We start from the raw sequence: 24,131 nt of genomic DNA on the forward strand, positions 1-24,131 counted from the left end.
CGCTTCCCCGATCGACGGATACCTGCCATCAGATACGGAGCTCCTATGACCACCACTACCGAGCATCCCGCCCGCCTCGCCGGACTCGCATCCCAGGCCGCGGTGCGGGCACGGGACAAGGACGCGTGGCTGGATCTGTTCGCCGCCGACGGGATCGTCGAAGATCCCATCGGCCCTTCGGGTTTCGACCCCGAGGGCAAGGGTCACCGCGGCCGTGACGCCATCGCGGCGTTCTGGGACAAGGCGATCGCGCAGACCGAATCGATCGAGTTCCTCTTCGACGATTCCTTCGCCTGCGGCAAGGAGGTGGCCTTCACCGGCACCATCCGCACCCGCATCGGCGGGCATCAGATCGATGCCGAGGGCGTGTTCACCTACAAGGTCGACGACGCGGGCAAGATCGCCGCCCTGCGCGCGTTCTGGGAGGTCGACCGGGCGATCGCGACTACCCGGCGCGTCGACTGATTCCGGCTGCCCCTGCTCTCGGGCAGCAGACGAAAGGGCCCTCGAACCGGCTGGGTACTCCGGTTCGAGGGCCCTTTTCGCTCGGTCAGTGCGCGACCGGGCAGCCGCCCTTGGTCTTGTAGTCGACCGGGAATTCCTTGATACCGTTCAGCCACCCGGACCGCAGGCGCTTGGCGTCGCCGAACTTCGTCATATCGGGCAGGTGGTCGGCGATCGCGTTGAAGATCAGATCGATCTCCAGACGGGCCAGGTTCGCGCCGATGCAGAAGTGCGCGCCGGTGCCGCCGAAGGACAGGTGCTGGTTGTCCTTGCGGGTGATGTCGAACTTCTCCGGGTTCTCGAAGACGTCCTCGTCGAAGTTGGCCGAGCGGTACAGCATCACCAGCCGCTGCCCCTTCTTGATCTGCACGCCGCCGAGCTCGGTGTCCTCCAGCGCGGTGCGCTGGAAGGAGGTGACCGGAGTCGCCCAGCGGATGATCTCGTCGGCCGCGGTGGCCGGGCGCTCCTTCTTGAACAGCTCCCACTGGTCGGGGTTGTCCAGGAAGGCCATCATGCCGTGGGTGATGGCGTTGCGGGTGGTCTCGTTGCCTGCGACCGCGAGCATGATGACGAAGAAGCCGAACTCCTCCTCGCTGAGCTTGTCACCGTCGATATCGGCCTCGATCAGCGTGGTCACGATGTCGTCGGCGGGACATGCCTTGCGGGCGGCGGCCATCTGGTAGGCGTAGCCGAGGATCTCGGCGGACGCGGCCACCGGGTCGGCGTCGTTCTCCGGGTCGTCGTAGCCGGTCATCTGGTTGGACCAGGTGAAGACCTTCATCCGGTCTTCCTGCGGAACGCCGATCAGCTCTGCGATCGCTTGCAGCGGCAGCTCGCACGCGACCTGGGTGACGAAATCGCCCGCTCCCGAATCGGCCGCGCTCTTCACGATCTCCTCGGCCCGCGCCGATAGTTCGGCGCGCAGGCCGTTGATGGCGCGCGGGGTGAAGCCGCGCGAGATGATCTTGCGAAGCTTGGTGTGCTCGGGCGCGTCCATGTTGAGCAGCACGATGCGCTGGAGTTCGATCTGCTCGCGGGTGATGTCGTCGTTGAAGCGCGGGATCGCGGTGTTCTCGAAGCTGGAGAACACCTCGCTGCGCCGCGACACCTCCTTGACGTCGGCGTGCTTGCTCACCACCCAGAAACCCTCGTCCTGGAAGCCACCGGTCTCGGGCGACTGCGGGTTCCACCAGATCGGCGCGGTGCGGCGCAGTTCGGCGAATTCTTCGACCGGAACTCGCTCGGCGTAGATGTCCGGGTCCGTGACGTCGAACCCTTCCGGCAGATTCGGGCGGGCGTTCCGAGTCTCAACCACCAGATGTCTCCTTCGACAAACTGAAACACGTTCTACAATCAATTGCAGCACAGCCGGAAGGACTAGTAAAGAAGCCCAGTACATCCGGCTGGCACACGTTTCAGTTTTGGTCCCCAGAGGAAGGTTCAAGATGGGCACACCCGTCATCGTCGAGGCCGCTCGCACTCCGATCGGCAAGCGCGGCGGCTGGCTATCCGGCCTGCACGCCGCCGAACTCCTCGGCCTGGCCCAGCGCGGGCTGCTCGAGCGCGCTCACCTGGACCCGGCCCAGGTGGAGCAGGTCATCGGCGGCTGCGTCACCCAGGCGGGCGAGCAGTCCAACAACGTCACCCGGGTCGCGTGGCTGCACGCCGGACTGCCGTGGCAGGTCGGCGCGACCACGATCGACGCGCAGTGCGGTTCGGCACAGCAGGCCAACCACCTGGTGGCCGGCCTCATCGCCGCAGGTGCGATCGATATCGGCATGGCCTGCGGCGTTGAGGCGATGAGCCGAGTTCCGTTGGGCGCCAACGTCGGCGAGCACGCCGGTCCGCGCAGGCCGGCGTCGTGGAACATCGACCTGCCCAACCAGTTCGAGGCCGCCGAGCGAATTGCCAAGCGGCGCGGCATCTCTCGCGCGGACGTCGACGAATTCGGCGCACGCTCGCAGCGGCTGGCCGGGCAGGCGTGGGCCGAAGGACGCTTCGATCGCGAGGTGCTGTCGGTCACCGCGCCCGCGGTGGACAAGGAAGGCAACCTCACCGGCGAGAAGCTGGACGTGGCCCGGGATCAAGGTCTGCGCGAGACCACCGTGGAGGGCTTGGCCAAGCTGAAGCCGGTCCTGGAGGGCGGCGTGCACACCGCAGGCAGTTCGTCACAGATCTCCGACGGCGCGGCCGCGGTGCTGCTGATGGACGAAAAGGCCGCGCAGCGAGCGGGTTTGCGCCCCCGCGCGCGGATCGTGACTCAGGCACTGGTCGGCGCCGAGCCGGAATTCCATCTCGACGGTCCGGTGCAAGCTTGCACTCGCCTACTGGAGCGTTCCGGGATGAGTATCGGCGACATCGACCTTTTCGAGATCAATGAGGCATTCGCTTCGGTCGCACTTTCGTGGGCTTCTGTACACCAGCCGGACATGGACCGGGTGAATGTCAACGGCGGCGCGATTGCTCTCGGCCATCCGGTCGGGTCCACCGGATCCCGGCTCATCACAACGGCTTTGCACGAACTGGAGCGGACCGGCGGCAGCACGGCAATGGTGCTCATGTGTGCCGGTGGCGCACTGGCGACAGGTACGATCATCGAGAGGTTGTAGCAACTTCAACTAATTCCACTCCCATTTGTTGAACGTTCATCCCAGAGCCCGCAAAACGTGTCGTACGCCACACAGTGACCAGTACGGCCGACTAGATGAGATGTCAGCTATCTTGTCGCTAACATCGCCCTGATCGGGAAGACCCCCGCGACGGGCCAGAACCGGGTCGTACCGCGCCTCCACTAGAGACGTTGGCGCGACCCGCAAACGCAACCGTCCCAGTAGCTTCGCCGACCGCTCACCTAGAAGCTTCAAGGAAATCCTGAATCAGGCGTAGGTTTTCAGTTACTGAGCCGCTAATATCAATGATACGTATCCGAGATAACGACTGTTAGTACAGCGAAGGGAATTGGGCGGCTCACAATGGCTGATTTCGCGGCGCGGCTGAACAAGCTGTTCGAAACCGTGCATCCCCCGGGGCGCAAGCCGCACACCAACGCGGAGGTTGCGGCTGCGCTGACGGCCTCCGGGCATCCGATCTCGAAACCGTATCTCTCGCAGTTGCGGTCGGGCCAACGGACCAACCCGTCGGACGAAACGGTGGCTGCACTGGCCAAGTTCTTCAAGGTCAAGCCGGACTACTTCTTCAACGACATCTATGCCGCCAAGATCGATCACGATCTTGAGCTGCTGTCCCAGCTGCAGGGCTACGGACTGCGTCGGCTGTCGAGTAGGGCGTTCGATCTTTCCGAAGAATCGCAGAACCTTCTCACCTCCATGGCGGAGAAGTTGCGGGCGAGTGAGGGCTTGCCCGAAATTCCTCCGGACGGAACCGAATAAGGTTCTCCCACAGCGCAGCACAGTGCGGCCATCGGTCGCACTGTGCTGCGTTGTGCGCGAACCAGCTCCCGAGGACGGGCAGGCCGCCGCGGCACACGGGTTCCCGCCGAATCCAATTCGGCGGAGTGCGCGCATTCTGTAGCGTCCGCGGATTGCGCGCCGATTCGGATTCCACGCCGTGCAAGAACGTTTGAAAGTGCACCGCTCGATCCATACCGAGCGGGTTGCGATCGCCATTGTGCAAACGCATGCCACACCACAGAAGACAGAGCGAGCAAGTTCCTCGTTCGGTCGATAGCCCCGATTTCCAGGGGCGCATTACATTCCACTGATGGACACGGGTCCAACTTCGATCCCGCGGCCTTATCGTCACGGTGACGATGCCCTCACAGGTCGACGGTGCGCGCGGTGAGCAGTGTAGTCATCCATCCGAGTCGATGTCATCGACGGGTGACCGGGAACACCGATCATCGAAAATCGTGGTGCGGCACGGAGAACGGCGGCCGTCACCACATGCGACGGCGACACCGATGGATGATCACCCGCGTCAGGTCATCGAGAAACCGGCTCCTCCGAGTGCGCGCCTGCGGTGGACTCGTAGGCGCGCGCGATCGCCTGTACCCAGCCGCGCGAACCGACACCCTCCGACGGCGCGATCCATCGAGCGTCTATCACGATGTCGCCCAACGGATTTCGCGCCCACTCCGCCACCTCGTCGGCGCGCTCGGCGATGGCGTCGGGCGGCGTGCCCGCGGCCACCAACTCGACACCGCCACCCGATTGCAGGTAGAGGGCGTCCATGATCTGGGCGACCTGGTCCGAGGCACGCAGCTGCGTGGAGGTTCCGGTCTGATCGTGCGCCACCACTTCAGGGAACCGGCCGACCATCAGGCGGTGCAGCGACCGAATCTGGCGCAGCAGCACTCTGGCTCGCACCCACAGCTCCACCACGATCCACACCGCGCCGAAAGCGACCAGCAGCGCGGCGATTTCCCACGCGGGCCAGTCCCACGCCGGTTGACCCGCGGGCGCGCTCGGCTCGTCGGTCAGCGCGCGCCGCACCTGAAGCACCGCGAGCACGCCGACCAACGCGGTTCCCCCGGTGTAGATGGCGATGCCGCGGCCGAGCGTCGTCCAGTCCAGGTTGCGCAATCCGGTCACGACGATGAAGATCGCGCCGAGCACGACGAGCAGCCAGCCGAACGTGTACGACCACGACAGCGCGATGGCCACCGCGGTCGTGCCCGCCGCGTAGATCACCATGCCGATCTGGCGCAGGTTGCGCCGCGAGACCACCGGCCACGCCGCGGCGGCCACCACCGAGGTGGCCGTGACGAACGCGAGCCACACCGAGAGCACGACGCCGTCGGACAGCAGCCCGGAGCGCAGGCCGTGCGGGCGCAGATTGTCCACGGCGAGGGCGATTTCGGGCACCGCGACCGTCGCGCCGAGCGCTACCGCGGCCACCGCGACGACGATCGCCACCCGCGCCGTCGTCGCGGGTTTCACCAGCACGCGCCCCACGCGCGCGCCCGCGGCCACCCAGACCAGCATGGCCGTCAACCAGAACGTCATCCGAGTGCCTCATCGAATCGAAGGACCGAGACGCCCGCGCCTCGGCTGTTGAAGACGCGCAGCCGGGTCATCAGCATGGCGGCGAAGGTCTCGGCCTCCCATTCGGCCAGCTCGTCGGCGCCGTCGTCGACGATCTGCTGATGGGCGCGCTGGCTCAGCATGTAGGCGATCAGGTCGTCGCCGGCCTCGAGTGTCACCTCCGGTGCGGGCGCGCCCTCGTGGTCGAAGACGATGTGGCCGAGTTCGTGGGCCAGCGTGTGATCGCGGCTGGGCAATGTGGCCGCCAGCACGATGACGTCCCGGTCGGGATAGAACCTGCGCTGGCCGCAGACACCGGGACCCAGTTGGGCACTGGCGATCTCGATTTCCCGCTTACGCTCGTTGGCGATCGCGGCGACCACCTCGTCCAGGGTGGTGGCGTCGTAGTCGGCGGCCACGGCGCACACCGCGTCGACCGCGGCCGCCACCCGCCGGTAGGACCGGGAACTGCTCTGCGTCCTGCTCTCACTCATGCCTGACCCCTCACAACCTCGGGCCGAAGAACTGGGCGCGGGCGGCGTCCACCCTGGCCTGCGCGGCGGAGGCGCTCTGGAAACTGACCACGCCGGAACCGGTTCCGGCGAGCGCGAGGGCGAGGAGGCCGCCGACGACCGAGAGCACGTTCGGTTCGGGCAGTCCGTTGTCGGCGCTCGTCGGGCGTACGTCGTGGTTCGGATTCGCGGGCACTTGCGGCGCGGGAGCGGGCGGCGGAGTCTGCTCCGGAACCGCCTTCGCGGCGGGCGGTGCGGCGACCGGGATCGGAGCGAGCTGTGGAGCCGGGCCGTCGGGGACGGGCGGAATGACGAGGGGCGCAGCAGGAGTCGCCGGGACGGGCAGTGTCGGCAGCGGGATCAGCAGGAGCAGCAGTGGGGAGGCGGAGCCGACCGCGGCCGAACCGACACCGGCGGAACCAACGCCCGCCGAACCGACAGCCGCGGAACCGACAGCGGCAGAGCCGACGGCCGCCGAACCGACACCCGCGGAACCAACGCCCGCCGAACCGACACCCGCGGAACCAACGCCCGCGGAACCGACAGCGGCCGAACCGACACCGGCGGAACCGACAGCCGCGGAACCGACAGCGGCAGAGCCGACGGCTGCCGAACCGACAGCGGCAGAACCAACGGCCACCGAACCGACAGCTGCCCCCAGACCCGCCGAACCGGTACCGAGCAACGCAGCCAATCCGGCTGAGCCGGTGCCCAACAACGCACCCAATCCGGCCGACCCGGTACCGAGCACAGCGGCCAACCCGGCGGAACCGGCCGCACCGGCCGAGCCCAATCCGGCTGAGCCCAGTCCGGCGGAACCCGCGGCGGCGGCGGAACCGAGTCCAGCGGAACCCGCGGCGCTTGCCGAGCCGACAGCGGACGAACCGATCTCCTCGGCGGTGGGTTCGGGAGTCATTGGCACCAGCGGCAATCCGGGGCCCGTGATGGAAGCGCTCGACGCGGGGACGCGCGGCTGACCCGGCTCCTCGGGCGGTATGCCACCCGGTTGCGCGAGGGCGGCAACGGAACCGAGTAGCGCAAAACCGGTCACAGCTCCGGCTAGTGCCACCGCACGGAACGTGCGACCAACGGCCATGCGCCAGCCTTCCCCTCTTCGTACAGCGCAGCTATATGCCCGGTCGCAACACCTCATCCGGACTTTTGACGGACGGGTGCCCATAGTAAACCCCCGCCCTGAAAGGCGCAGGGAAAGGATGGCAGCGCACAGCGGCGCCCCGAGGGGACAGGGCTCGCGTCACATGGCGTTAGCTCGAATTTCACTGGGCGAGCCCAGGGCCCGCCCAGCAAACAGATCGATCAGGCTCCGTACACCGGCTCCGGCGGCGCGGCCTTCGCGATGAGGTCCGCGACGACCGGGCCGAGCTCGACGGGCTCCCAGCGCGCGCCGCGATCCACCGCGACGCCGTGCCGCCAGCCGTCGGCCAGCGCGACCTTGCCGCCCTCGACCTCGAACATGCGACCGGTGACACCGGCGGACTGGGGGCTGCCGAGCCAGACCACCAGCGGCGAGATGTTCTCCGGCGCCATCGCGTCGAACCCGTCCTCGGGCTTGGCCATCGTCTCGGCGAACACGGTCTCGGTCATCCTGGTGCGCGCGGCGGGCGCGATGGCGTTGACGGTCACGCCGTACCGGGCGAATTCAGCGGCGGCGGTCAGGGTCAGCCCGGCGATACCCGCCTTCGCGGCGCCGTAGTTGCCCTGGCCGACGCTGCCCTGCAGGCCTGCGCCGGAGCTGGTGTTGATGATGCGGGCGTCGACCGGACGGCCCGCCTTGCTCTCGCCGCGCCAGTATTCGATGGCGTGACGCATGGTGGCGAAATGGCCCTTGAGGTGCACTCGCACCACCGCGTCCCACTCGTCCTCGCCCAGGTTGACCAGCATCCGGTCGCGCACGAAGCCCGCGTTGTTGACCAACACGTCCAGCCCGCCGAAGGTATCGACTGCCTGCCGGATCAGGTTGCGCGCGCCCGCCCAGTCCGCGATGTCGTCGCCGTTGGCCACGGCTTGGCCGCCCATCGCCTCGATTTCGGCGACCACCTGCTGGGCGGGCGTCTCGACGGTGGCAGCGCCGTCGAGGGCGGAGCCGAGGTCGTTGACCACCACGCGCGCGCCCGCGGCCGCGAAGGCCAGCGCGTGCGCCCGGCCGATACCGCGGCCCGCGCCGGTGACGATGACGGTGCGCCCCGCACAGATCTGCTCGCTCATTACCTGTTGTCCTCTTTCGTTCTGTTCGGGATCAGGCCCGCTGCTGGTCGTGCTCCGCGGTGGACGCGGCAAGGAAGGCGGGGCGCTCGCCGCCACCGTGCACCGGCAGCGAGGCGCCGCTGACGTAGGCGGCGAGGGGCGAGGCCAGGAAGGCGGCGGCGCGGCCGATGTCCTCGGGACGGGCCATCCGGCCGAGCGGAACCGTCGCGGCGACGGCGTCGACGCCCTCGCGGTCGCCGTAGTGCATTTCGGTGAGCTCGGTCTCGACCAGGCCGACCACCAGCGAGTTCACCCTGACCTTCGGGGCCCACTCGACGGCGAGGGATTGGGTCAGGTTGTCGATGCCCGCCTTGGCCGCGCCGTAGGCCGCGGTGCCCGGGGAGGGCCGATGGCCGCTGACGCTGGAGATCATCACGATCGATCCGCCGTCGGACTGTTCCTGCATGACCGCGTTGGCGGCCTGCGAAACCAGTAGCGGGGCGAGGAGATTCAGCTCCACGATCTTGGCGTGGAAGTTCTTGCTCGCGGTGGCGGCGAGCGCGAAGGGGGCGCCGCCCGCGTTGTTCACCAGGTGATCGAGCCGCCCGTGGCGGGCGAGCACCGTGTCGATCATGCCCTGGACCGCGTCGCCGTCGCGGACGTCGCACGGCAGGTATTCGATCTCCCGGCCGTCGTGGACCACCGGGGCGTCGGCCGGGCGCCGGGCGCACGCGACCACCGTCGCACCCGCCGCCAGGAATGTCCTGCTGATCCCCGCGCCTACACCGCGCACTCCGCCGGTGACCAAAACGACGCGATCGGTCAGATCGATTTCGAGTCCCACCGTGCTAACCTACCAAGCAACTGCTTGCTTTGCCAATGCCCGGCGACATCCGGCACGCACCACGAGCTCAGAAACGAAGGACATGCGATGGGGATCAACCGTCACTCCGAATCAACCGGCATCACCGTCGTCACGGTCGACTACCCGCCGGTCAATGCCATCCCGACCGACGGCTGGTTCGCCATCGCCGACGCCGTCCGCGCGGCAGGGCGCGACCCAGAGACCAAGGTCGTGGTACTGCGCGCGGAGAACCGCGGCTTCAACGCGGGCGTCGACATCAAGGAGATCCAGAGCAAGCCGGGCCACCAGGCGCTGATCGACGCCAACCACGGCTGCTTCGAGGCGTTCGCCGCGGTCTACGACTGCCCGGTGCCGGTCATCGCGGTGGTGCAGGGCTTCTGCCTCGGCGGCGGCATCGGCCTGGTCGGCAACGCCGACGTCGTCATCGCCTCCGACGACGCCACCTTCGGCCTGCCCGAGGTGGACCGCGGCGCGCTCGGCGCGGCCACGCACCTCTCCCGGCTGGTCCCCCAGCACCTGATGCGCGCGCTGTTCTACACCGCGAGCACCATCACCGCCCAGCAGCTGCAGCACTACGGCTCGGTGTACCAGGTGGTGCCGCGCGCCGAACTCGACGCCGCCGCCATGGAAGTCGCCAAGAACATCGCGGCCAAGGACGGCCGGGTGATCCGGGCGGCCAAGCGCGCGCTCAACGGCATCGACGTGCAGGACGTGCACCGCAGCTACCGCTACGAGCAGGGCTTCACCTTCGAACTGAACCTGGCGGGCGTCGCCGACGAGATCCGCGCCAGGTTCGAAGACGACCTCGCGGCGCGCAAGGCCGGCGAGTAGCCCGCCCACGGATACAGGAGAACACATGCGGGACAAGCGAATGTCGCTCGACGACGTGGTCGGCGAGCTGCGCAGCGGAATGACCATCGGCATCGGCGGCTGGGGTTCCCGGCGCAAGCCGATGGCGCTGGTGCGGGCCATCCTGCGCTCGGACCTCACCGATCTGACCGTGGTCAGCTACGGCGGCCCCGACCTGGGCCTGCTCTGCTCGGCGGGCAAGGTGCGCAAGGCGTACTACGGGTTCGTGTCGCTGGATTCGGCGCCCTTCTACGATCCGTGGTTCGCCAAGGCGCGCACCGAGGGCGCGATCACGGTCCGCGAAATGGACGAGGGCATGGTCAAGTGCGGTCTACAGGCCGCGGCGGCCCGGCTGCCGTTCCTGCCGATCCGCGCCGGGCTCGGCTCCGCGGTCATGGATTTCTGGGAGGGCGAGCTGAAGACCGTCGCCTCCCCCTACCCGGCCGCCGACGGACGGACCGAAACGCTCGTCGCCATGCCCGCGCTGAATCTCGATGCGGCGCTGGTTCATCTGGACCTCGGCGACAAGCACGGCAATGCCGCCTACACCGGCGTCGACCCCTACTTCGACGATCTGTACTGCCTGTCCGCCGAGCGCCGCTACCTGTCGGTGGATCGGCTGGTCGAGACCGAGGAGCTGGTGAAAGCCGTTCCGCAGCAGGCGATCATCCTCAACCGGATGATGGTCGACGGCGTGGTCGAGTCCCCGGGCGGCGCGCACTTCACATTCTCCGGCAGCTACGGCCGGGACGAGAAATTCCAGCGTCACTACGTGGCGGCCGCCAAGACGCCCGAGTCGTGGGCCGAGTTCAAGGCCACGTACCTCGACGTCTCCGAGGACGAATACCAGGCGGCCGTCCGCGCTTTCGCCACGCAGGAGGGCTGACCCGATGACCGACACCACCACGAGCACCCTCGCCGAAGTGTGCGTCGTCGCCTGCGCGGAGATCTTCCGCGGGGCGGGCGAGATCATGGCGAGCCCGATGTCCCCGGTCACCACGATCGGCGCGCGACTGGCCCGGCTTACCTTCGAACCGGATCTGCTGCTCTCCGACGGCGAGGCGCTCTACCTGGCCGAAACGCCCGCGCTCGGCGCGAAAGCCCCCATCGAGGGCTGGATTCCGTTCTCCAAGGTCTTCGACGTGGTCGCCTCCGGTCGACGGCACGTGGTCATGGGCGCCAACCAGATCGACAAGTACGGCAACCAGAACCTGTCCGCCTTCGGCCCGCTCCAGCGGCCGACCAGGCAGATGTTCGGCGTGCGTGGCGCGCCGGGCAACACGATCAACCACGCCACCAGCTATTGGGTGCCCAGGCACACCAACCGGGTGTTCTGCGAGCAGGTCGACATCGTCTCCGGCGTCGGCTACGACAAGATCGACCCGGCCAACCCGGCTTTCCGCTTCCACCACCTGCACCGGGTCGTGAGCAATCTGGGCGTCTTCGATTTCGGCGGGCCCGGCCACACGATGCGCGCCCTCTCGCTGCACCCCGGGGTGAGCCCGGAAGAGGTCGCCGAGAACACCTCGTTCGAGATCGCCGGGCTCGGCGAGGCGGGCGAGACGCGGCTGCCGAGCGCGGAAGAACTGCGGATCATCCGGACGGTGCTGGATCCCAAGGGCATTCGCGACAAGGAAGTGGCCGCATGACCGAGTCAGGGCCCGGAGGAGGCAGCCTGCGTAACCACGTAGGGCCCCTCGGGCATGCACGAAAGGACACCGCATGACCGGACGCCTGCACACGCCGCTGACCGAATTGGTCGGCGTCGAGCATCCCGTCGTACAGACCGGCATGGGCTGGGTGGCCGGCCCGAGCCTGGTCTCGGCCACCGCCAACGCGGGCGGCCTCGGCATTCTCGCCTCGGCGACCATGACCTTCGCGGAGCTGGAAGCGGCGATCGCGAAGACCAAGTCGCAGACCGACAAACCGTTCGGCGTGAACATCCGCGCCGACGCCACCGACGCGGGCGAGCGCATCGACCTGCTGATCAGGGAGAAGGTGGCGGTCGCCTCGTTCGCGCTCGCGCCGAAGAAGGATCTCATCGCCAAGCTCAAAGACGCAGGCGTCGTGGTGATTCCGTCGATCGGCGCGGCCAAGCACGCGGTGAAGGTGGCCTCCTGGGGCGCCGACGCGGTGATCGTGCAGGGCGGCGAGGGCGGCGGGCACACCGGTCCCGTCGCGACCACGCTGCTGCTGCCCTCGGTGCTCGACGCGGTCGACATCCCGGTCGTCGCGGCGGGCGGTTTCTTCGACGGGCGCGGCCTGGCGGCGGCGCTGGCCTACGGCGCGGCGGGCGTCGCGATGGGCACCCGCTTCCTGCTGACCCAGGAGAGTTCCGTGCCCGACGCGGTGAAACAGGAATACCTGCGCAGGCAGTTACAGGACACCGTGGTCTCGTTGAAGGTCGACGGCATGCCGCATCGCGTGCTGAACACCGAACTGGTGCAGCGGCTGGAGAATTCGGGCCGCTGGCGTGGCTTGGCCGCGGCGGTGTCGAACGCGGCGCGGTTCAAGAGCATGACCGGCATGAAGTGGTCGACCATGGTCAAGGATGGCCTCGCCATGCGAAAGACCAAGGACCTCAGCTGGTCCCAGGTGATCATGGCCGCCAACACCCCGATGCTGTTGCGCGCCGGGCTCGTCGAGGGCAACACCCAGGCGGGGGTGCTGGCCGCGGGTCAGGTCACCGGCATCATCGACGACCTGCCGACCTGCAAGGAGCTCATCGATCACGTGGTCGCCGACGCGCTGGCGCGGATCGAGGCGATGTCGGCGCTCGCCGGTCGAACGGCTACTCACTGACCCCCGATCAGCATCGACCTACAAGGCCGCTCGATCCCCGATCGAGCGGCCTTGTCATGCCCTGAACCGGCGGGCCAGGCGCGTCGGCGCGATGCGACCGAGCCCGCCGGCACAAGGACCTCGCAGCGGTTTCGCACGCTCCGCAGCCGGTATACGCCCTGCGAGGCGTGTGGAGCATATGCGTGGATCTACTATCTGCCGGTGGGGTTGCGCCGCCTACGCTGACGTTATGGCTTCCACCGTTTGGGCGATCATCACGACGACGCCGAAAATCCGCAGACGCATCGGAGTTGGCATGCGCGCCGCGGAGGACTGACCACAGCGATCACAGCCGTGCCCACGGGTGTCTGCCTCGGCCGCCCAGCCAACCGCTGCCCGCGACCGACGGGCGCATCACCACGAAAACCGCTCCGGGCGAATGGCATTCGCCCGGCGCAGATCGCGATCGGTGCTTACAGGCGCTCGATGATGGTGGCGTTGGCGGTGCCGCCGCCCTCGCAGATGGTCAGCAGGCCGTAGCGGCCGTTGCGGCGCTCCAGCTCGTTGAGCAGGGTGGCGAAGAGCTTGGCTCCGGTGGCGCCGAGCGGGTGGCCCAGCGCGATGGCGCCGCCGTTGACGTTGACCTTCTCCGGCTCGGCGCCGGTCTCCTTCAGCCAGGCGAGCACGACGGGAGCGAAGGCCTCGTTGATCTCCACCACGTCGATGTCGTCGATGGTGAGACCGGTCTTCGCCAGCGCCCACTTGGTGGCCGGGATGGGCGCGGTGAGCATGAAGATCGGGTCGGCGCCGCGCGCGCTGACGTGGTGGATGCGGGCGCGCGGGGTCAGGCCGTATTCCTGCACCGCCCACTCCGAGGCGAGCAGGGTGGCGCTGGCGCCGTCGGAGATCTGGCTGGCCACCGCGGCGGTGAGCGGGCTGCCCTCGGCGAGCGCGGGCAGCGAGGCCATCTTCTCCAGCGAGGTCTCGCGCGGGCCCTGGTCGATCCAGAAATCGCCGACCGGGACGATCTCCTTGTCGAACTTGCCTTCCTTGATGGCCTGGCGGGCGCGCTCGTGGCTGCGCAGCGCCCACTGCTCCATGTCCTGGCGGCTGATACCCCACTTCTCGGCGATCAGCTGCGCGCCGCGGAACTGGGAGACCTCGTCGGTGCCGTACCGGTGGTCCCAGCCCTGCGCGCCGACGAACGGCGACTCGAAGCCGTACTCCTTGCCCGCCAGCATGGCCGCCGAGATCGGGATGGCGCTCATGTTCTGGACGCCGCCTGCGACGATCACCTCGGCGGTGCCGCTCATGATGGCCTGCGCGCCGAAATTGATGGCCTGCTGGGAAGATCCGCACTGCCGGTCGACGGTGACGCCGGGGACTTCCTCCGGGTAGCCCGCGGCCAGCCACATGGTGCGGCCGATGTTGCCCGCCTGCGGACCGACGTTGTCGACGCAGCCGACGATCACGTCATCGACATTGATCGGGTCGATCGGGTTGCGGTCGAGCAGTCCGCGCAGCGCGGCCGCACCCAGATCGGCCGGATGCACACCGGCCAGCGCACCTCCGCGCTTGCCGACGGGGGTGCGCACCGCGTCGATCACGTAGGCGTCCCGCAGCGGGGTGTAAGGGGGACGGTAGTCGTCGGAGCCTGCGGAGACGGCGGGGCGGGTAGGCCCAGCGCGGCGGGCGGAAGGTGCAGACATGGGGTCTCCTAGTCGGTGTGCTGCGAGGCGGTGAGCCCGTCGAGCACGATGGTGAGGTACTGCTTTGCGAGGTTTTCGACGGTGATGGCGCCGCCCGGCTGGTACCAGCGCACGGCGACCCAGACGGTGTCGCGCAGGAAGCGATAGGCCAGTTCGACGTCGAGCTCGGGACGGAAGCTGCCGTCCTCGACACCGTTGGTCAGCACCCGGTGCCAGAGCTCGCGGAACTCGCGGTTGTACTCCGCGATGTAGGCGAAACGCTCCGCGTCGCGCAGGCGTTTGGCCTCGGCCTGGTAGATCGCGACCGCGGCGTGGAAGCGGTCGAACGACTCGTAGGACGCGATCACCAAGGCTTCCAAGGTGTCTCGCGAGCTGAGGCCGGAGCCGACGATCTCGCGGTAGCGGCCGAACAGGTCGTCCAGGAAGCCGCGCAGGATCTCGTCCACCATCGACTCCTTGGAATCGAAGTGGTGGTAGAGGCTCCCGGATAGAATCCCCGCCGCGTCGGCGATATCGCGCACCGTGGTCGCGCGCAGTCCACGCTGGGCGAACAGGTCGGCCGCCAGCGCGAGCAGTTCGTTGCGTCGTGCGGATTTCGAGGCGTCAGGTGCGGTCACGAAGGCCATAATACAACCAAGCATTTGCTTGGTGGTAGTAGGCAACGGCACATCCTGATTCGGCGGGTTTCGGTGGTGCGCTAGCGCAGGGAGTAGCGGATCGGGGAGGAGACCGAGAGGTCGGCGAGGAGGCGGTCGCAGATGACGACCGGGGAGATGCCGGCGCGGGCCATGCGGGCGACTAGCGCCAATCTTCGCTCCGGCGTGTCCCATTCGACGGTCAGGGGCCCGCGGCCGGGGCCCGCGTCGACGGTCGCCATCACCCTGGGCGGGCCGTACGGGACCGGTTCCTCGATGAGCTTCAGCACCATGCCGCGCTGCCAGGCGTGGTAGGCGTCCATATCGGCGCCGACCACCAGTTTGTCGGTGGCCGCGCACAGACCCTGCGCGATCTCGTCGGCGACGGCGCCGCGGTCGAAGTGATGTTTGCGGCAGCGGCGCAGCACCTCGATCAGATCGGCGCGGACCTCGCGCAGCAGCGCGGTCTGGCGCTGCCGCCGCCGATCCTGGTCCGAGGGAACCCCGGCGGGAGACCGCAGTCCGATCCGGCTGGCGCGAGCGTTGTCGCGCACCATGTCGGCGCGCAACGCGGCTCTCGGGTCTCGTTCGACTTCGCTCTCGTCGATCGCGAACCGCTCGAGAATCTGCGCGGCCCGGCACGCCGTCGCCCGCGCGGACTCGTGGTTCATGAGCTCGGCGCCGAGCGTCAGGGCAGCGAGAACCATGCTGTCCAGCCTGCGCCTGGCCAACACGACCTCGCGTACGACATCGAGTTCTAGTTGTTCGCGGGCAGGTGGGCGATCCGGGCCCATAGCCAACGCCCCTTACGAAATTGCGGGATCCGTCCTTCCCCAGCATGGCACACCCCAGCCCCGCGCGCGCCACCCTTTTTCACCTGATCGGGCGCCCATTTCCGGGGAGGGAAGCGGACGCCCGAAGGCGATCTCAATCGGGCGCCTCAGGCCCGCTGACTGCTCACCGAAACGACCTCGCCGGTGAGGTAGCTGGTGTAATCGCTGGCCAGCATGGCGATGGTCGCGGCCACCTCCCACGGCTCGGCCGCGCGGCCGAAAGCCTCCTGTTCGGAGAGCTGATCCAGCAGCTCCGTCGAGCTGACCTTGTCGAGGAACGCGTGCCGCGCGATGCTCGGCGAGACGGCGTTGATCCGCACGCCGAGCTCGGCGGCCTCGACCGCGCTGCACCGGGTCAGCGCCATCACACCGGCCTTGGCCGCGGCGTAGTGCGCCTGCCCGTACTGCGCGCGCCAGCCGAGGACGCTGGCGTTGTTCACGATGACGCCGCCGTGGCCCGCCGAACGGAAGTAGGCCAGCGCGGCGCGGGTGCACCGGAAGGTGCCGTTGAGCGTGATGTCCAAGACGCGGTCCCACTGCTCGTCGGTCATGTCGACCACCGGCGTCTCACCGCCGAGGCCCGCGTTGTTGACCATGATGTCGATGCGGCCGAGCACTTCCGCCGCGCCGCGCACCAGCGCGTCCACCTGCTCGGTGCTCTGCACATCGCAGGCGATCGCGGCGACCCGGCGATCCGGGAACTCGCCCTTCAGCTCGACCTCGGTCTCGGCGAGCCTGCGCTCGTGCCAATCGGAGACGACCACGTCGGCGCCCTCGGCGAGCAGCCTGCGCGCGGTCGCCGAGCCGATGCCGGTCCCGGCGGCCGCGGTGACGACGGCGACGCGTCCGGTCAGCAGGCCGTGCCCGGCGACGGGCTCAGGGGCGACCGAAAGGGGCCGCGCCGTCACGGCCGGGCCTCGCGCGGCAGACCGAGCACGCGCTCGGAGATGATGTTGCGCTGCACTTCGTTCGAACCTCCGTAGATGGTGTCGGCGCGGGTGAACAGATACAGCCGCTGCCATTCGTTGAGATCGTCGTCCTCGTCGGCCACCAGGCCGCGCGCGCCGAGCACGGCCATGGCCAGTTCGCCGAGGCCGCGGTGCCAATTGGCCCAGAGCAGCTTGGCGACCGAGGCCTGTCCGCCGTCGTCGACGCCGGTGCCTTCCATGGTGCGCAGCGCGTGCGCGCGCAGCACCCGCAGACCCACCCAGGCCCGGTCGATCCGGTCGGCGATGAGCGGGTCGTCGGCTACGCCGATGCGGCGGGCCAGCGCCTCGATGTCGGCCAGTTCCCTGGCGAAGCGGATCTGCTGGCCGAGGGTGGAGATGCCGCGTTCGAAGGTCAGTGTGCCCATCGCGATGCGCCAGCCGTCGCCCGGCGCGCCGACGACCAGGTCGGCGGCGGTGCGCGCGTCGTCGAAGAAGACCTCGTTGAATTCCGAGGTCCCGGTGAGCTGGATGATCGGGCGCACCTCGATACCCGGCTGCTTCATGGGAACGAGCAGGTACGACAGGCCCTTGTGGCGGGACGAGCCCTTCTCGGTGCGCGCCACCACGAAGCACCAGTCGGCCACGTGGGCCAGCGAGGTCCAGATCTTCTGGCCGTTGATGGACCATTCGTCGCCGTCGAGGTGCGCGGCGGTGCTGATGGCGGCCAGGTCCGAGCCCGCACCCGGTTCCGAGTAGCCCTGGCACCACAGCTCGGTGACGTTGCGGATGCCGGGCAGGAAACGGTCCTTCTGTGCCTGGGTGCCGAAGGCGAGCAGGGTCGGGCCGAGCAGCTCCTCCCCCACGTGCGAGACCCGCGCGGGCGCGTTCGCCTTGGCGTATTCCTCGTGGAAGATCACCTGCTGACGCACGGTGGCCTCGCGACCGCCGTACTCCTTGGGCCAGCCGAGGCAGGTCCACCCGGAGGCGGCCAGGTGCCGGTCCCAGGCCAGGCGCTCGTCGAACGCCTCGTGTTCGCGGCCTGGACCGCCTAGTCCGCGCAGTTCGCGGAATTCTCCGTCGAGATTCTCGGCCAGCCATTCCCGCACTTCGGCGGAAAACCGTGCGTCCTGCGCGGCAGTGTCGGAATCTGAGGTCTGGATCGCAACCACGACGGTAGGATAACCTACCAAGCACTTGCTTTGTAGAGTGCATGCATAAGTACTCGCGTGAACGGTGAGGAACGCCCGTGACAACCCCTGCACAAACGACACCGATGGCCCTGCACGATGCCGCTCGGACGTTCGGTGCCGCCCCGGCGCTCGCCGACGGCGACGTCCGTCTCGACTGGACCCAGCTGCTGGCCGTGGTCCAGCAGACGGCGCGTGCGCTGATCGCCCGCGGCGTGCAGTCCGGCGACCGGGTGGCCATGTGGGCGCCGAACACCCACCACTGGGTGGTCGCCGCGCTGGCCGCGCACTACGCCGGCGCGGCGCTGGTACCGCTGAACACCCGCTACGTCGCCGACGAGGCCGCGGACGTGCTGTCGAGAGTCGACGCGAAGGCGCTGTTCATCGCGGGCGCCTTCCTCGGCCGCGACCGGCTGGCCGAACTGCGCGCCGCCGCGCCGGAATTGGCGATTCCGACGATCGTGGTGATCCCCGTCGAACCGGGCGGCGAGACGACGAGCACCGATCCGAGCGTGCTGAACTGGTCGGATCTCGCGGTGATCACCGAGACCGTCCCGGTCGAGGACGCCGAGAAGCGCGCCGCCGCCGTCGACGCCGAGGACATCTCCGACATCCTGTTCACCTCGGGCACCACCGGCCGCAGCAAGGGCACGCTCGTCGCGCACCGGCAGGCGCTGTCGGTGGTGCGCGCCTGGGCCGAGTGCACCACCTTGCACAGCGACGACCGCTACCTCGTCGTCAGCCCGTTCTTCCACAACTTCGGCTACAAGGCAGGCATCCTCGCCTGCCTGGTCACCGGCGCGGCGATCATCCCGCAGGCCACCTTCGACGTGCCGCAGACGATGCGGCTGGTCGGCCGGGAGAAGATCACCGTGCTACCCGGCCCGCCGACGATCTACCAGACCATCCTGGACTTCCCCGACCGCGGCTCCTACGACCTGAGCACGCTGCGGGTGGCCGTCACCGGCGCCGCGACGGTGCCGGTGGTGCTGGTCGAGCGGATGCGGTCCGAGCTCGAATTCGCCGTCGTCATCACCGGTTACGGCCTGTCGGAGGCGGCCGGGTTCGGCACCATGTGCCGCGCCGACGACGACGCCGAGACCGTAGCCAACACCTGCGGCAGGCCCATCGCGGGCTTCGAGCTGAAGCTCAGCGAGGCGGGCGAGGTACTGCTGCGCGGCTCGAACGTCATGCTCGGCTACCTCGACGATCCGCAGAGCACCGCCGAGACCATCGATGCCGAGGGCTGGCTGCACACCGGCGACATCGGCACGCTCGACGAACGCGGATACCTCAGGATCACCGACCGGCTCAAGGACATGTACATCTCCGGCGGCTTCAACGTCTATCCGGCCGAGATCGAGCAGGCGCTCGCCCGGCTCGACGGCGTGGCCGAGTCGGCGGTCGTCGGCGTGCCCGATACCAGGATGGGCGAGGTGGGCAAGGCCTACGTGGTGCGCAAGTCGGGCTCGTCGCTCACCGAGGACCAGGTGCTCGCTCACGCCACCACCGTGCTGGCCAACTTCAAGGTGCCGCGCTTCGTCGAATTCCGCGACCAGCTGCCCTACAGCGCCGCCGGGAAAGTGCTCAAGCGTCAACTACGTGAGGAGAAGTCGTAATGTCAGACCAACCGGAGAACGGCGCCGTGCCGGACGAAGGCGAGGTCGTCACCTACGAGCGCCGCGGCCGGGTCGCGATCGTCACGATGAACCGGCCCGACTACCGCAACGCGCAGAACTCGGTGATGACCTACGCGCTCGACGCCGCCTTCCAACGCGCCGTCGAGGACGACGAGGTCGGCGTGATCGTGTTGGCGGGCAACGGCAAACACTTCAGCGCCGGGCACGACATCGGCACACCGGGCCGCGACCACCACGTGCGCTACGACAACAAGGCCGTCCTGTGGTGGGACCACGTCGACAAGCAAGGCGGCGACCAGCGGTTCGCCAGGGAGTCCGAGGTGTACCTCGGCATGTGCCGTCGCTGGCGGGAGATCCCCAAGCCGACCATCGCCATGGTGCAGGGCGCCTGCATCGCGGGCGGGCTGATGCTGGCGTGGGTGTGCGATCTGATCGTCGCCTCCGACGACGCGTTCTTCTCCGATCCCGTGGTGCGCATGGGCATTCCCGGCGTCGAGTACTTCGCGCACCCGTGGGTGATGGGCCCGCGCGCGGCCAAGGAGTTCCTCTTCACCGGCGATCGCTTCGGCGCGGCGCAGGCCAAGGAGTGGGGCATGGTCAACCGGGTGGTCCCGCGCGCCGAACTGGAGGCCGAGACCATGGCGCTGGCCGAGAAGATCTCCGCCATGCCGCGTTTCGGCCTCGCGCTCACCAAGAAGGCGGTCAACCAGGCCGAGGACCTGATGGGCATGCGCACCGGCATGGACTCGGTCTTCGGGCTGCACCACTTCGCGCACGCGCACAACGCCGAGGTCGGCGCGGACTCACTGGGCGGCATGAACGCCAAGACGATGAAGGCCAGTGCGAGCACGGCCGAACAGAACGGGACGACGTAGTGGATCTGGATCTGGACCAGGCGACCCAGGAATTCCAGCGGGAGGTCCGCGAATTCCTGGCCGCCGCGAAACCCTCGGCGCCGCTGCCTTCGATGGACACGAAGGCCGGGTTCGAGGCGCACCGCGACTGGGAGCGCACCCTGGCCGACGCGCGGCTTTCGGTGGTCTCCTGGCCGCAGGAGTACGGCGGGCGCGACGCCTCGCTGCTGGAGTGGGTGCTGTTCGAGGAGGAGTACTACGCCGCAGGTGCGCCGGGGCGGGTCAGCCAGAACGGCATCTTCCTGCTGGCGCCGACGTTGTTCGAGCACGGCACCGCCGAGCAGCTCGACCGCATCATGCCGCGGATGGCGCGCGGCGACGACATCTGGGCGCAGGCCTGGTCGGAGCCCGAGGCGGGCAGCGACCTGGCGGGCATCCGGTCGACGGCGCGCCGCACCGAGGGCGGCTGGCTGCTGAGCGGCCAGAAGACGTGGAGCTCGCGAGCGGCGTTCGCGGACTGGGCCTTCGGCCTGTTCCGCAGCGATCCCGAGGCGGAGCGGCACAAGGGCCTCACGTACGTGATGTTCCCGCTCACCGCCGACGGCGTCTCGGTGCGGCCGATCCCGCAGCTGGACGGTGAGCCCGGCTTCGCCGAGATCTTCCTCGACGACGTCTTCGTGCCGGACCGCGACGTGATCGGCGCGCCCGGCGAGGGCTGGCGGGTGGCCATGAGCACCTCGAGCAACGAACGCGGTCTCTCGCTGCGCAGTCCCGGCCGGTTCACCGCGACCGCGCGACGGCTCGCCGACCTGTGGCTGGACAGCGGCGATCGCACCAACACCGCCCAGCGCGATGCCGTGGTCGACGCGTGGATCCGCAGCGAGGCCTACCGCTTGCACACCTTCGGCACCGTCACCCGGTTGAACGAGGGCGGCAAGCTCGGCGCGGAATCCTCGATCACCAAGGTGTTCTGGTCCGAACTCGACATCGCCATGCACGAGACCGCGCTCGACGTGCTCGGCCCGGCGGCCGAGCGGTCCGGACCGTGGACCGACGGCTACCTGTTCTCGCTGTCCGGCCCGATCTACGCGGGCACCAACGAGATCCAGCGCAACATCATCGCCGAGCGCATCCTCGGCCTACCCCGCGAAGCCCGGCGGGAGAAATGAGCATGATCATGCAGGTGACATCCCTCGCATTGCGACACCGCGGGTACGCCCAACGTTTGGTTTCGAGCGAAGCGAGACCGAGCATCGCCGTTCGTGGCCCGGCTCGGCGTTCGGCTGCCGCCGCGTACGCGACGAAGGAGCAAGCGGCGGTGGCCGAACGCCGAGCCACCCGAGGGCCACGACGCGCCGCCGAAGGCGGCGCCATCGAACACAGGAACGGCCGATGAGATTCGCGCTGAGTCCGGAACAGACCGATTTCGCCGCAAGCCTGCGCAAGCTGCTGGACGCCGGGCGCACGCCGACCGCGGTGCGCGCCTGGGCGAGCGGCGATTCGCGGCCAGGCCGCGCGCTGATCGGGCAGCTAGCGGGCGCGGGCGTGCTCGGCCTCGCGGTCGACGAGGCGTACGGCGGTGTCGGCGCCGATCCGATCGACCTCGTGGTCGCGTTCGTGGAGATCGGCCGGTCCGCCGCGCCGGGACCGTTGGTCGAGACCGCCGCCGCGATTCCCGTTCTGCTCCAGTCGCTTCCGAAATCCGACGCGGCCGAGCGCTGGCTGCCCGGGCTCGCCGAGGGCACCGCGCTCGGCACGGTCGCCTTCGCCACCCCTGGACTCGATCCGGTCGCGCTCGACGCCGACGCCGCCGATGTGACGCTGCTCGTCGACGGCGGGCAGGTGTTCCTCGGTGAGCGCGGCGCGGCGATCCGCTCGGTCGACCCCGCGCGGAAGTTGTTCGCGGTGACGGCCGCCGAGCTCGTCGCCACCGACGACCGGGTGCTGGAGGCGGGCGCGGTCGCGTTCGACACCGGCGCGCTCGCCGCCGCCGCCCAGCTGCTCGGCGCGGGCCGGGCGCTGCTGCACGCGGCGACCGAATACGCCAAGCAGCGCAAGCAGTTCGGCAAGCCGATCGGCGAATTCCAGGCCGTGAAGCAGAAGCTCGCCGATGTGCTCATCGCGCTCGACCTGGCCGAGCCGCTGCTCTACCGCGCCGCGCTCACCATGGGCGAGCCGACCCGCAGCCGTGACGTGTCCGCCGCGATACTGGCCTGCGGCGACGCCGCGCACACCGCCGCGCGCGCCGCGTTGCAGGTGCACGGGGCGATCGGCTACACCGCCGAGTACGACCTGTCGCTGTGGCTGACCAAGGTCACCGCGCTGCGCGCCGCGTGGGGAGCGCCGGATCTGCACCGCGCCAGGATCGCCCGCGCCCTGCGCGACGAGGCCGTCCGCGACCGTGCGCTGCGAGGCACCGCATGACCGCCGCCGAACACCAGGAATTCGCCGCCTCGGTACGCGCGCTGCTCACCAAGCACGCGGGACGCGACGCGGTGCGCGCCGCGATGGACACCGAACTGGGCTATGACCCGAAACTCTGGCGGCTGCTCTGCGAGCAGATCGGCGTCGCGGCGCTGGCCGTGCCGGAGGAGTACGGCGGCTTCGGCGCGTCGCTCGTCGAATCCCTGCTCGTGGTGGGCGAATTGGGCCGGACGCTGGCGGGTGTGCCGATGCTCGGTTCGGCCGTGCTCGGCGCGCAGGCCGTGCTGCTCTCCGGTGACGAGGAAGCCTGCGCCCGGTTGCTGCCCGGCGTCGCGGAAGGCACGACCACGCTGGCGGTCTGCTGGGCGAACGCGACCGGCTGGGATACGCCTGGCGTCCACGCCGAGGGCGAGTCTCTTTCCGGCACGGCGCATTACGTGCTCGACGGCGCGCACGCGGACACGCTGATCGTGCTCACGCCGACCGGGTTGTTCGAGGTCGAGGCCACCGCGGCGGGCATTACCCGGCGTCCGGTCGCGACCATGGACCCGACGCGCAAGCTCACCGAGATCGGCTTCGACGGTGTGGTCGCACACAAGCTCGGCACGAACGATCCGGATGCCGTCGCGGCGCGGCTGCGCGAGATCGGGTGGGCCGCAGTGGCCGCCGAGCAGGTCGGCGCGGCGGAGCAGTGCCTGGAGACGACGGTCGAATACACCAAGTCCCGGGTGCAGTTCGGGCGAGTGATCGGCAGTTTCCAGGCGCTCAAGCACCGGATGGCCGATATGTACGTGCTGCTGGAGTCGGCCAAGTCCGCGTCCTACGCCGCCACCGCCGCGGTGGCCGCCGACCTGCCATCGGCCGCCGAGGACGTGTGGGTCGCGCGGGTGCAGTGCTCGGAGGCGCTCACCGAGATCGTGTCCGAGACCGTGCAATTGCACGGCGGCATCGCCATCACCTGGGAGCACGACGCGCACCTGTTCTTCAAACGCGCGCACGGCGACGCCCAGCTCTTCGGCACGCCCCACCGCCCCCTCACCCACAGCAACTGAACCAATCCCGAAGGCCCCGGCTGTCCGCCGGGGCCTTTGTCATTCCCAGTGGCTGCTCACATCGGTTCGCACAGGCACTGTCCGTGTACGAAACCCGCGCGAGACCGGTGTGTCGGCGACGGTGGGCTATCTCACGGGAAATAGATAGTTAGCTTATGTAATAATATTTC

At 68.9% G+C, this 24,131-nt stretch carries 23 protein-coding genes; 12 read left to right on the top strand and 11 right to left on the bottom strand.

Annotation, left to right across the window (positions count from 1 at the left end; genetic code table 11):
* Positions 1-45: 45 nt before the first annotated feature.
* Positions 46-465 carry a nuclear transport factor 2 family protein gene (locus AC3EO7_RS12290; protein WP_431967092.1) on the top strand — a complete coding sequence of 140 codons (420 nt, stop codon included), beginning with the start codon at positions 46-48 and terminating at the stop codon, positions 463-465.
* A gap of 85 nt (positions 466-550) precedes the next feature.
* Here the strand turns inward: AC3EO7_RS12290 and AC3EO7_RS12295 are convergent, their stop codons facing one another.
* Positions 551-1,819, bottom strand: a complete 1,269-nt coding sequence (locus tag AC3EO7_RS12295) for a cytochrome P450 (protein WP_435591231.1) — start codon at positions 1,817-1,819, stop codon at positions 551-553.
* 130 nt (positions 1,820-1,949) lie between these two features.
* On the opposite strand from AC3EO7_RS12295, the gene AC3EO7_RS12300 reads away from it, so the two are divergent.
* Together AC3EO7_RS12300 and AC3EO7_RS12305 are read left to right on the top strand one after the other, a co-directional pair.
* On the top strand, positions 1,950-3,113 hold the full coding sequence (locus AC3EO7_RS12300; RefSeq protein WP_435591232.1) for a steroid 3-ketoacyl-CoA thiolase: 1,164 nt from the start codon (positions 1,950-1,952) through the stop codon (positions 3,111-3,113).
* Positions 3,114-3,476: 363 nt separating this feature from the next.
* Positions 3,477-3,893: a helix-turn-helix domain-containing protein gene (locus AC3EO7_RS12305; RefSeq protein ID WP_011207048.1), complete on the top strand. Its 417-nt coding sequence runs from the start codon at positions 3,477-3,479 to the stop codon at positions 3,891-3,893.
* A 552-nt stretch (positions 3,894-4,445) separates the two neighbouring features.
* Here the strand turns inward: AC3EO7_RS12305 and AC3EO7_RS12310 are convergent.
* The 5 genes from AC3EO7_RS12310 to AC3EO7_RS12330 all read right to left on the bottom strand — a co-directional run bounded on the left by AC3EO7_RS12310 (position 4,446) and on the right by AC3EO7_RS12330 (position 9,047).
* Positions 4,446-5,468, bottom strand: a complete 1,023-nt coding sequence (locus tag AC3EO7_RS12310; RefSeq protein ID WP_435591233.1) for a hypothetical protein — start codon at positions 5,466-5,468, stop codon at positions 4,446-4,448.
* Positions 5,465-5,980 (bottom strand): ImmA/IrrE family metallo-endopeptidase, encoded by a 516-nt coding sequence (locus tag AC3EO7_RS12315; RefSeq protein WP_431967100.1) that lies wholly within the window; start codon positions 5,978-5,980, stop codon positions 5,465-5,467. Before AC3EO7_RS12315 ends, AC3EO7_RS12310 begins: the two co-directional genes overlap by 4 nt.
* Entirely contained in the window at positions 5,977-7,125 is a 1,149-nt protein-coding gene (locus AC3EO7_RS12320) for a pentapeptide repeat-containing protein (protein ID WP_435591314.1), read from the bottom strand. The genes AC3EO7_RS12315 and AC3EO7_RS12320 overlap by 4 nt, the downstream gene beginning before the upstream one ends.
* A 190-nt stretch (positions 7,126-7,315) precedes the next feature.
* Positions 7,316-8,224, bottom strand: coding sequence for an SDR family oxidoreductase (locus AC3EO7_RS12325; protein WP_431967102.1), 909 nt, complete (start codon positions 8,222-8,224; stop codon positions 7,316-7,318).
* A gap of 31 nt (positions 8,225-8,255) precedes the next feature.
* Positions 8,256-9,047 (bottom strand): SDR family oxidoreductase, encoded by a 792-nt coding sequence (locus AC3EO7_RS12330; RefSeq protein ID WP_431967104.1) that lies wholly within the window; start codon positions 9,045-9,047, stop codon positions 8,256-8,258.
* Positions 9,048-9,134: 87 nt separating this feature from the next.
* Here AC3EO7_RS12330 and AC3EO7_RS12335 point away from each other — a divergent pair, with 87 nt between their 5' ends.
* The 4 genes from AC3EO7_RS12335 (at position 9,135) to AC3EO7_RS12350 (ending at position 12,719) form a co-directional block, all read left to right on the top strand.
* The gene (locus AC3EO7_RS12335) at positions 9,135-9,899 is read left to right on the top strand and encodes an enoyl-CoA hydratase family protein (RefSeq protein ID WP_431967106.1); all 765 of its coding nucleotides are present in this window, start codon (positions 9,135-9,137) and stop codon (positions 9,897-9,899) included.
* Positions 9,900-9,924: 25 nt separating this feature from the next.
* The gene (locus AC3EO7_RS12340; protein ID WP_435591234.1) at positions 9,925-10,803 is read left to right on the top strand and encodes a CoA transferase subunit A; all 879 of its coding nucleotides are present in this window, start codon (positions 9,925-9,927) and stop codon (positions 10,801-10,803) included.
* A gap of 4 nt (positions 10,804-10,807) precedes the next feature.
* The gene (locus AC3EO7_RS12345; protein ID WP_431967110.1) at positions 10,808-11,566 is read left to right on the top strand and encodes a CoA-transferase subunit beta; all 759 of its coding nucleotides are present in this window, start codon (positions 10,808-10,810) and stop codon (positions 11,564-11,566) included.
* Between the two features lie 73 nt (positions 11,567-11,639).
* The gene (locus AC3EO7_RS12350) at positions 11,640-12,719 is read left to right on the top strand and encodes an NAD(P)H-dependent flavin oxidoreductase (RefSeq protein WP_431967112.1); all 1,080 of its coding nucleotides are present in this window, start codon (positions 11,640-11,642) and stop codon (positions 12,717-12,719) included.
* A gap of 452 nt (positions 12,720-13,171) precedes the next feature.
* Here the strand turns inward: AC3EO7_RS12350 and AC3EO7_RS12355 are convergent, their stop codons facing one another.
* The 5 genes from AC3EO7_RS12355 to AC3EO7_RS12375 all read right to left on the bottom strand — a co-directional run bounded on the left by AC3EO7_RS12355 (position 13,172) and on the right by AC3EO7_RS12375 (position 17,973).
* A complete protein-coding gene (locus AC3EO7_RS12355; RefSeq protein WP_435591315.1) occupies positions 13,172-14,320 on the bottom strand; it encodes an acetyl-CoA C-acetyltransferase in 1,149 nt (382 codons plus the stop codon).
* 95 nt (positions 14,321-14,415) lie between these two features.
* Positions 14,416-15,033 carry a TetR/AcrR family transcriptional regulator gene (locus AC3EO7_RS12360; RefSeq protein WP_431967114.1) on the bottom strand — a complete coding sequence of 206 codons (618 nt, stop codon included), beginning with the start codon at positions 15,031-15,033 and terminating at the stop codon, positions 14,416-14,418.
* Positions 15,034-15,104: 71 nt separating this feature from the next.
* Positions 15,105-15,749, bottom strand: coding sequence for a hypothetical protein (locus tag AC3EO7_RS12365; protein ID WP_488186270.1), 645 nt, complete (start codon positions 15,747-15,749; stop codon positions 15,105-15,107).
* Between the two features lie 233 nt (positions 15,750-15,982).
* Positions 15,983-16,783, bottom strand: a complete 801-nt coding sequence (locus tag AC3EO7_RS12370; protein ID WP_435591235.1) for an SDR family oxidoreductase — start codon at positions 16,781-16,783, stop codon at positions 15,983-15,985.
* Entirely contained in the window at positions 16,780-17,973 is a 1,194-nt protein-coding gene (locus AC3EO7_RS12375) for an acyl-CoA dehydrogenase family protein (RefSeq protein ID WP_431967120.1), read from the bottom strand. Before AC3EO7_RS12375 ends, AC3EO7_RS12370 begins: the two co-directional genes overlap by 4 nt.
* A 77-nt stretch (positions 17,974-18,050) precedes the next feature.
* On the opposite strand from AC3EO7_RS12375, the gene AC3EO7_RS12380 reads away from it, so the two are divergent.
* From AC3EO7_RS12380 to AC3EO7_RS12400, 5 genes are all read left to right on the top strand, one after another.
* Positions 18,051-19,610, top strand: coding sequence for a FadD3 family acyl-CoA ligase (locus tag AC3EO7_RS12380; RefSeq protein ID WP_435591236.1), 1,560 nt, complete (start codon positions 18,051-18,053; stop codon positions 19,608-19,610).
* Positions 19,610-20,506, top strand: a complete 897-nt coding sequence (locus AC3EO7_RS12385) for an enoyl-CoA hydratase (protein ID WP_435591237.1) — start codon at positions 19,610-19,612, stop codon at positions 20,504-20,506. Before AC3EO7_RS12380 ends, AC3EO7_RS12385 begins: the two co-directional genes overlap by 1 nt.
* Positions 20,506-21,654, top strand: coding sequence for an acyl-CoA dehydrogenase family protein (locus AC3EO7_RS12390; protein WP_431967126.1), 1,149 nt, complete (start codon positions 20,506-20,508; stop codon positions 21,652-21,654). Before AC3EO7_RS12385 ends, AC3EO7_RS12390 begins: the two co-directional genes overlap by 1 nt.
* A gap of 223 nt (positions 21,655-21,877) precedes the next feature.
* Complete coding sequence (locus AC3EO7_RS12395; RefSeq protein WP_431967128.1) at positions 21,878-22,909, top strand: acyl-CoA dehydrogenase family protein; 1,032 nt, start codon at positions 21,878-21,880, stop codon at positions 22,907-22,909.
* A complete protein-coding gene (locus tag AC3EO7_RS12400) occupies positions 22,906-23,961 on the top strand; it encodes an acyl-CoA dehydrogenase family protein (RefSeq protein WP_431967130.1) in 1,056 nt (351 codons plus the stop codon). Before AC3EO7_RS12395 ends, AC3EO7_RS12400 begins: the two co-directional genes overlap by 4 nt.
* The last annotated feature ends 170 nt before the right edge of the window (positions 23,962-24,131 follow it).

This window comes from Nocardia sp. bgisy118 (assembly GCF_057708605.1).

Coding starts and splice junctions, on each gene's coding strand:
- AC3EO7_RS12345 (WP_431967110.1), top strand. CDS start 10,808: ATGACCGACACCACCACGAGCACCCTCGCCGAAGTGTGCGTCGTCGCC.
- AC3EO7_RS12385 (WP_435591237.1), top strand. CDS start 19,610: ATGTCAGACCAACCGGAGAACGGCGCCGTGCCGGACGAAGGCGAGGTC.
- AC3EO7_RS12365 (WP_488186270.1), bottom strand. CDS start 15,749: ATGGTTCTCGCTGCCCTGACGCTCGGCGCCGAGCTCATGAACCACGAG.
- AC3EO7_RS12315 (WP_431967100.1), bottom strand. CDS start 5,980: ATGAGTGAGAGCAGGACGCAGAGCAGTTCCCGGTCCTACCGGCGGGTG.
- AC3EO7_RS12360 (WP_431967114.1), bottom strand. CDS start 15,033: ATGGCCTTCGTGACCGCACCTGACGCCTCGAAATCCGCACGACGCAAC.
- AC3EO7_RS12310 (WP_435591233.1), bottom strand. CDS start 5,468: ATGACGTTCTGGTTGACGGCCATGCTGGTCTGGGTGGCCGCGGGCGCG.
- AC3EO7_RS12395 (WP_431967128.1), top strand. CDS start 21,878: ATGAGATTCGCGCTGAGTCCGGAACAGACCGATTTCGCCGCAAGCCTG.
- AC3EO7_RS12400 (WP_431967130.1), top strand. CDS start 22,906: ATGACCGCCGCCGAACACCAGGAATTCGCCGCCTCGGTACGCGCGCTG.
- AC3EO7_RS12325 (WP_431967102.1), bottom strand. CDS start 8,224: ATGAGCGAGCAGATCTGTGCGGGGCGCACCGTCATCGTCACCGGCGCG.
- AC3EO7_RS12300 (WP_435591232.1), top strand. CDS start 1,950: ATGGGCACACCCGTCATCGTCGAGGCCGCTCGCACTCCGATCGGCAAG.
- AC3EO7_RS12335 (WP_431967106.1), top strand. CDS start 9,135: ATGGGGATCAACCGTCACTCCGAATCAACCGGCATCACCGTCGTCACG.
- AC3EO7_RS12290 (WP_431967092.1), top strand. CDS start 46: ATGACCACCACTACCGAGCATCCCGCCCGCCTCGCCGGACTCGCATCC.
- AC3EO7_RS12340 (WP_435591234.1), top strand. CDS start 9,925: ATGCGGGACAAGCGAATGTCGCTCGACGACGTGGTCGGCGAGCTGCGC.
- AC3EO7_RS12305 (WP_011207048.1), top strand. CDS start 3,477: ATGGCTGATTTCGCGGCGCGGCTGAACAAGCTGTTCGAAACCGTGCAT.
- AC3EO7_RS12350 (WP_431967112.1), top strand. CDS start 11,640: ATGACCGGACGCCTGCACACGCCGCTGACCGAATTGGTCGGCGTCGAG.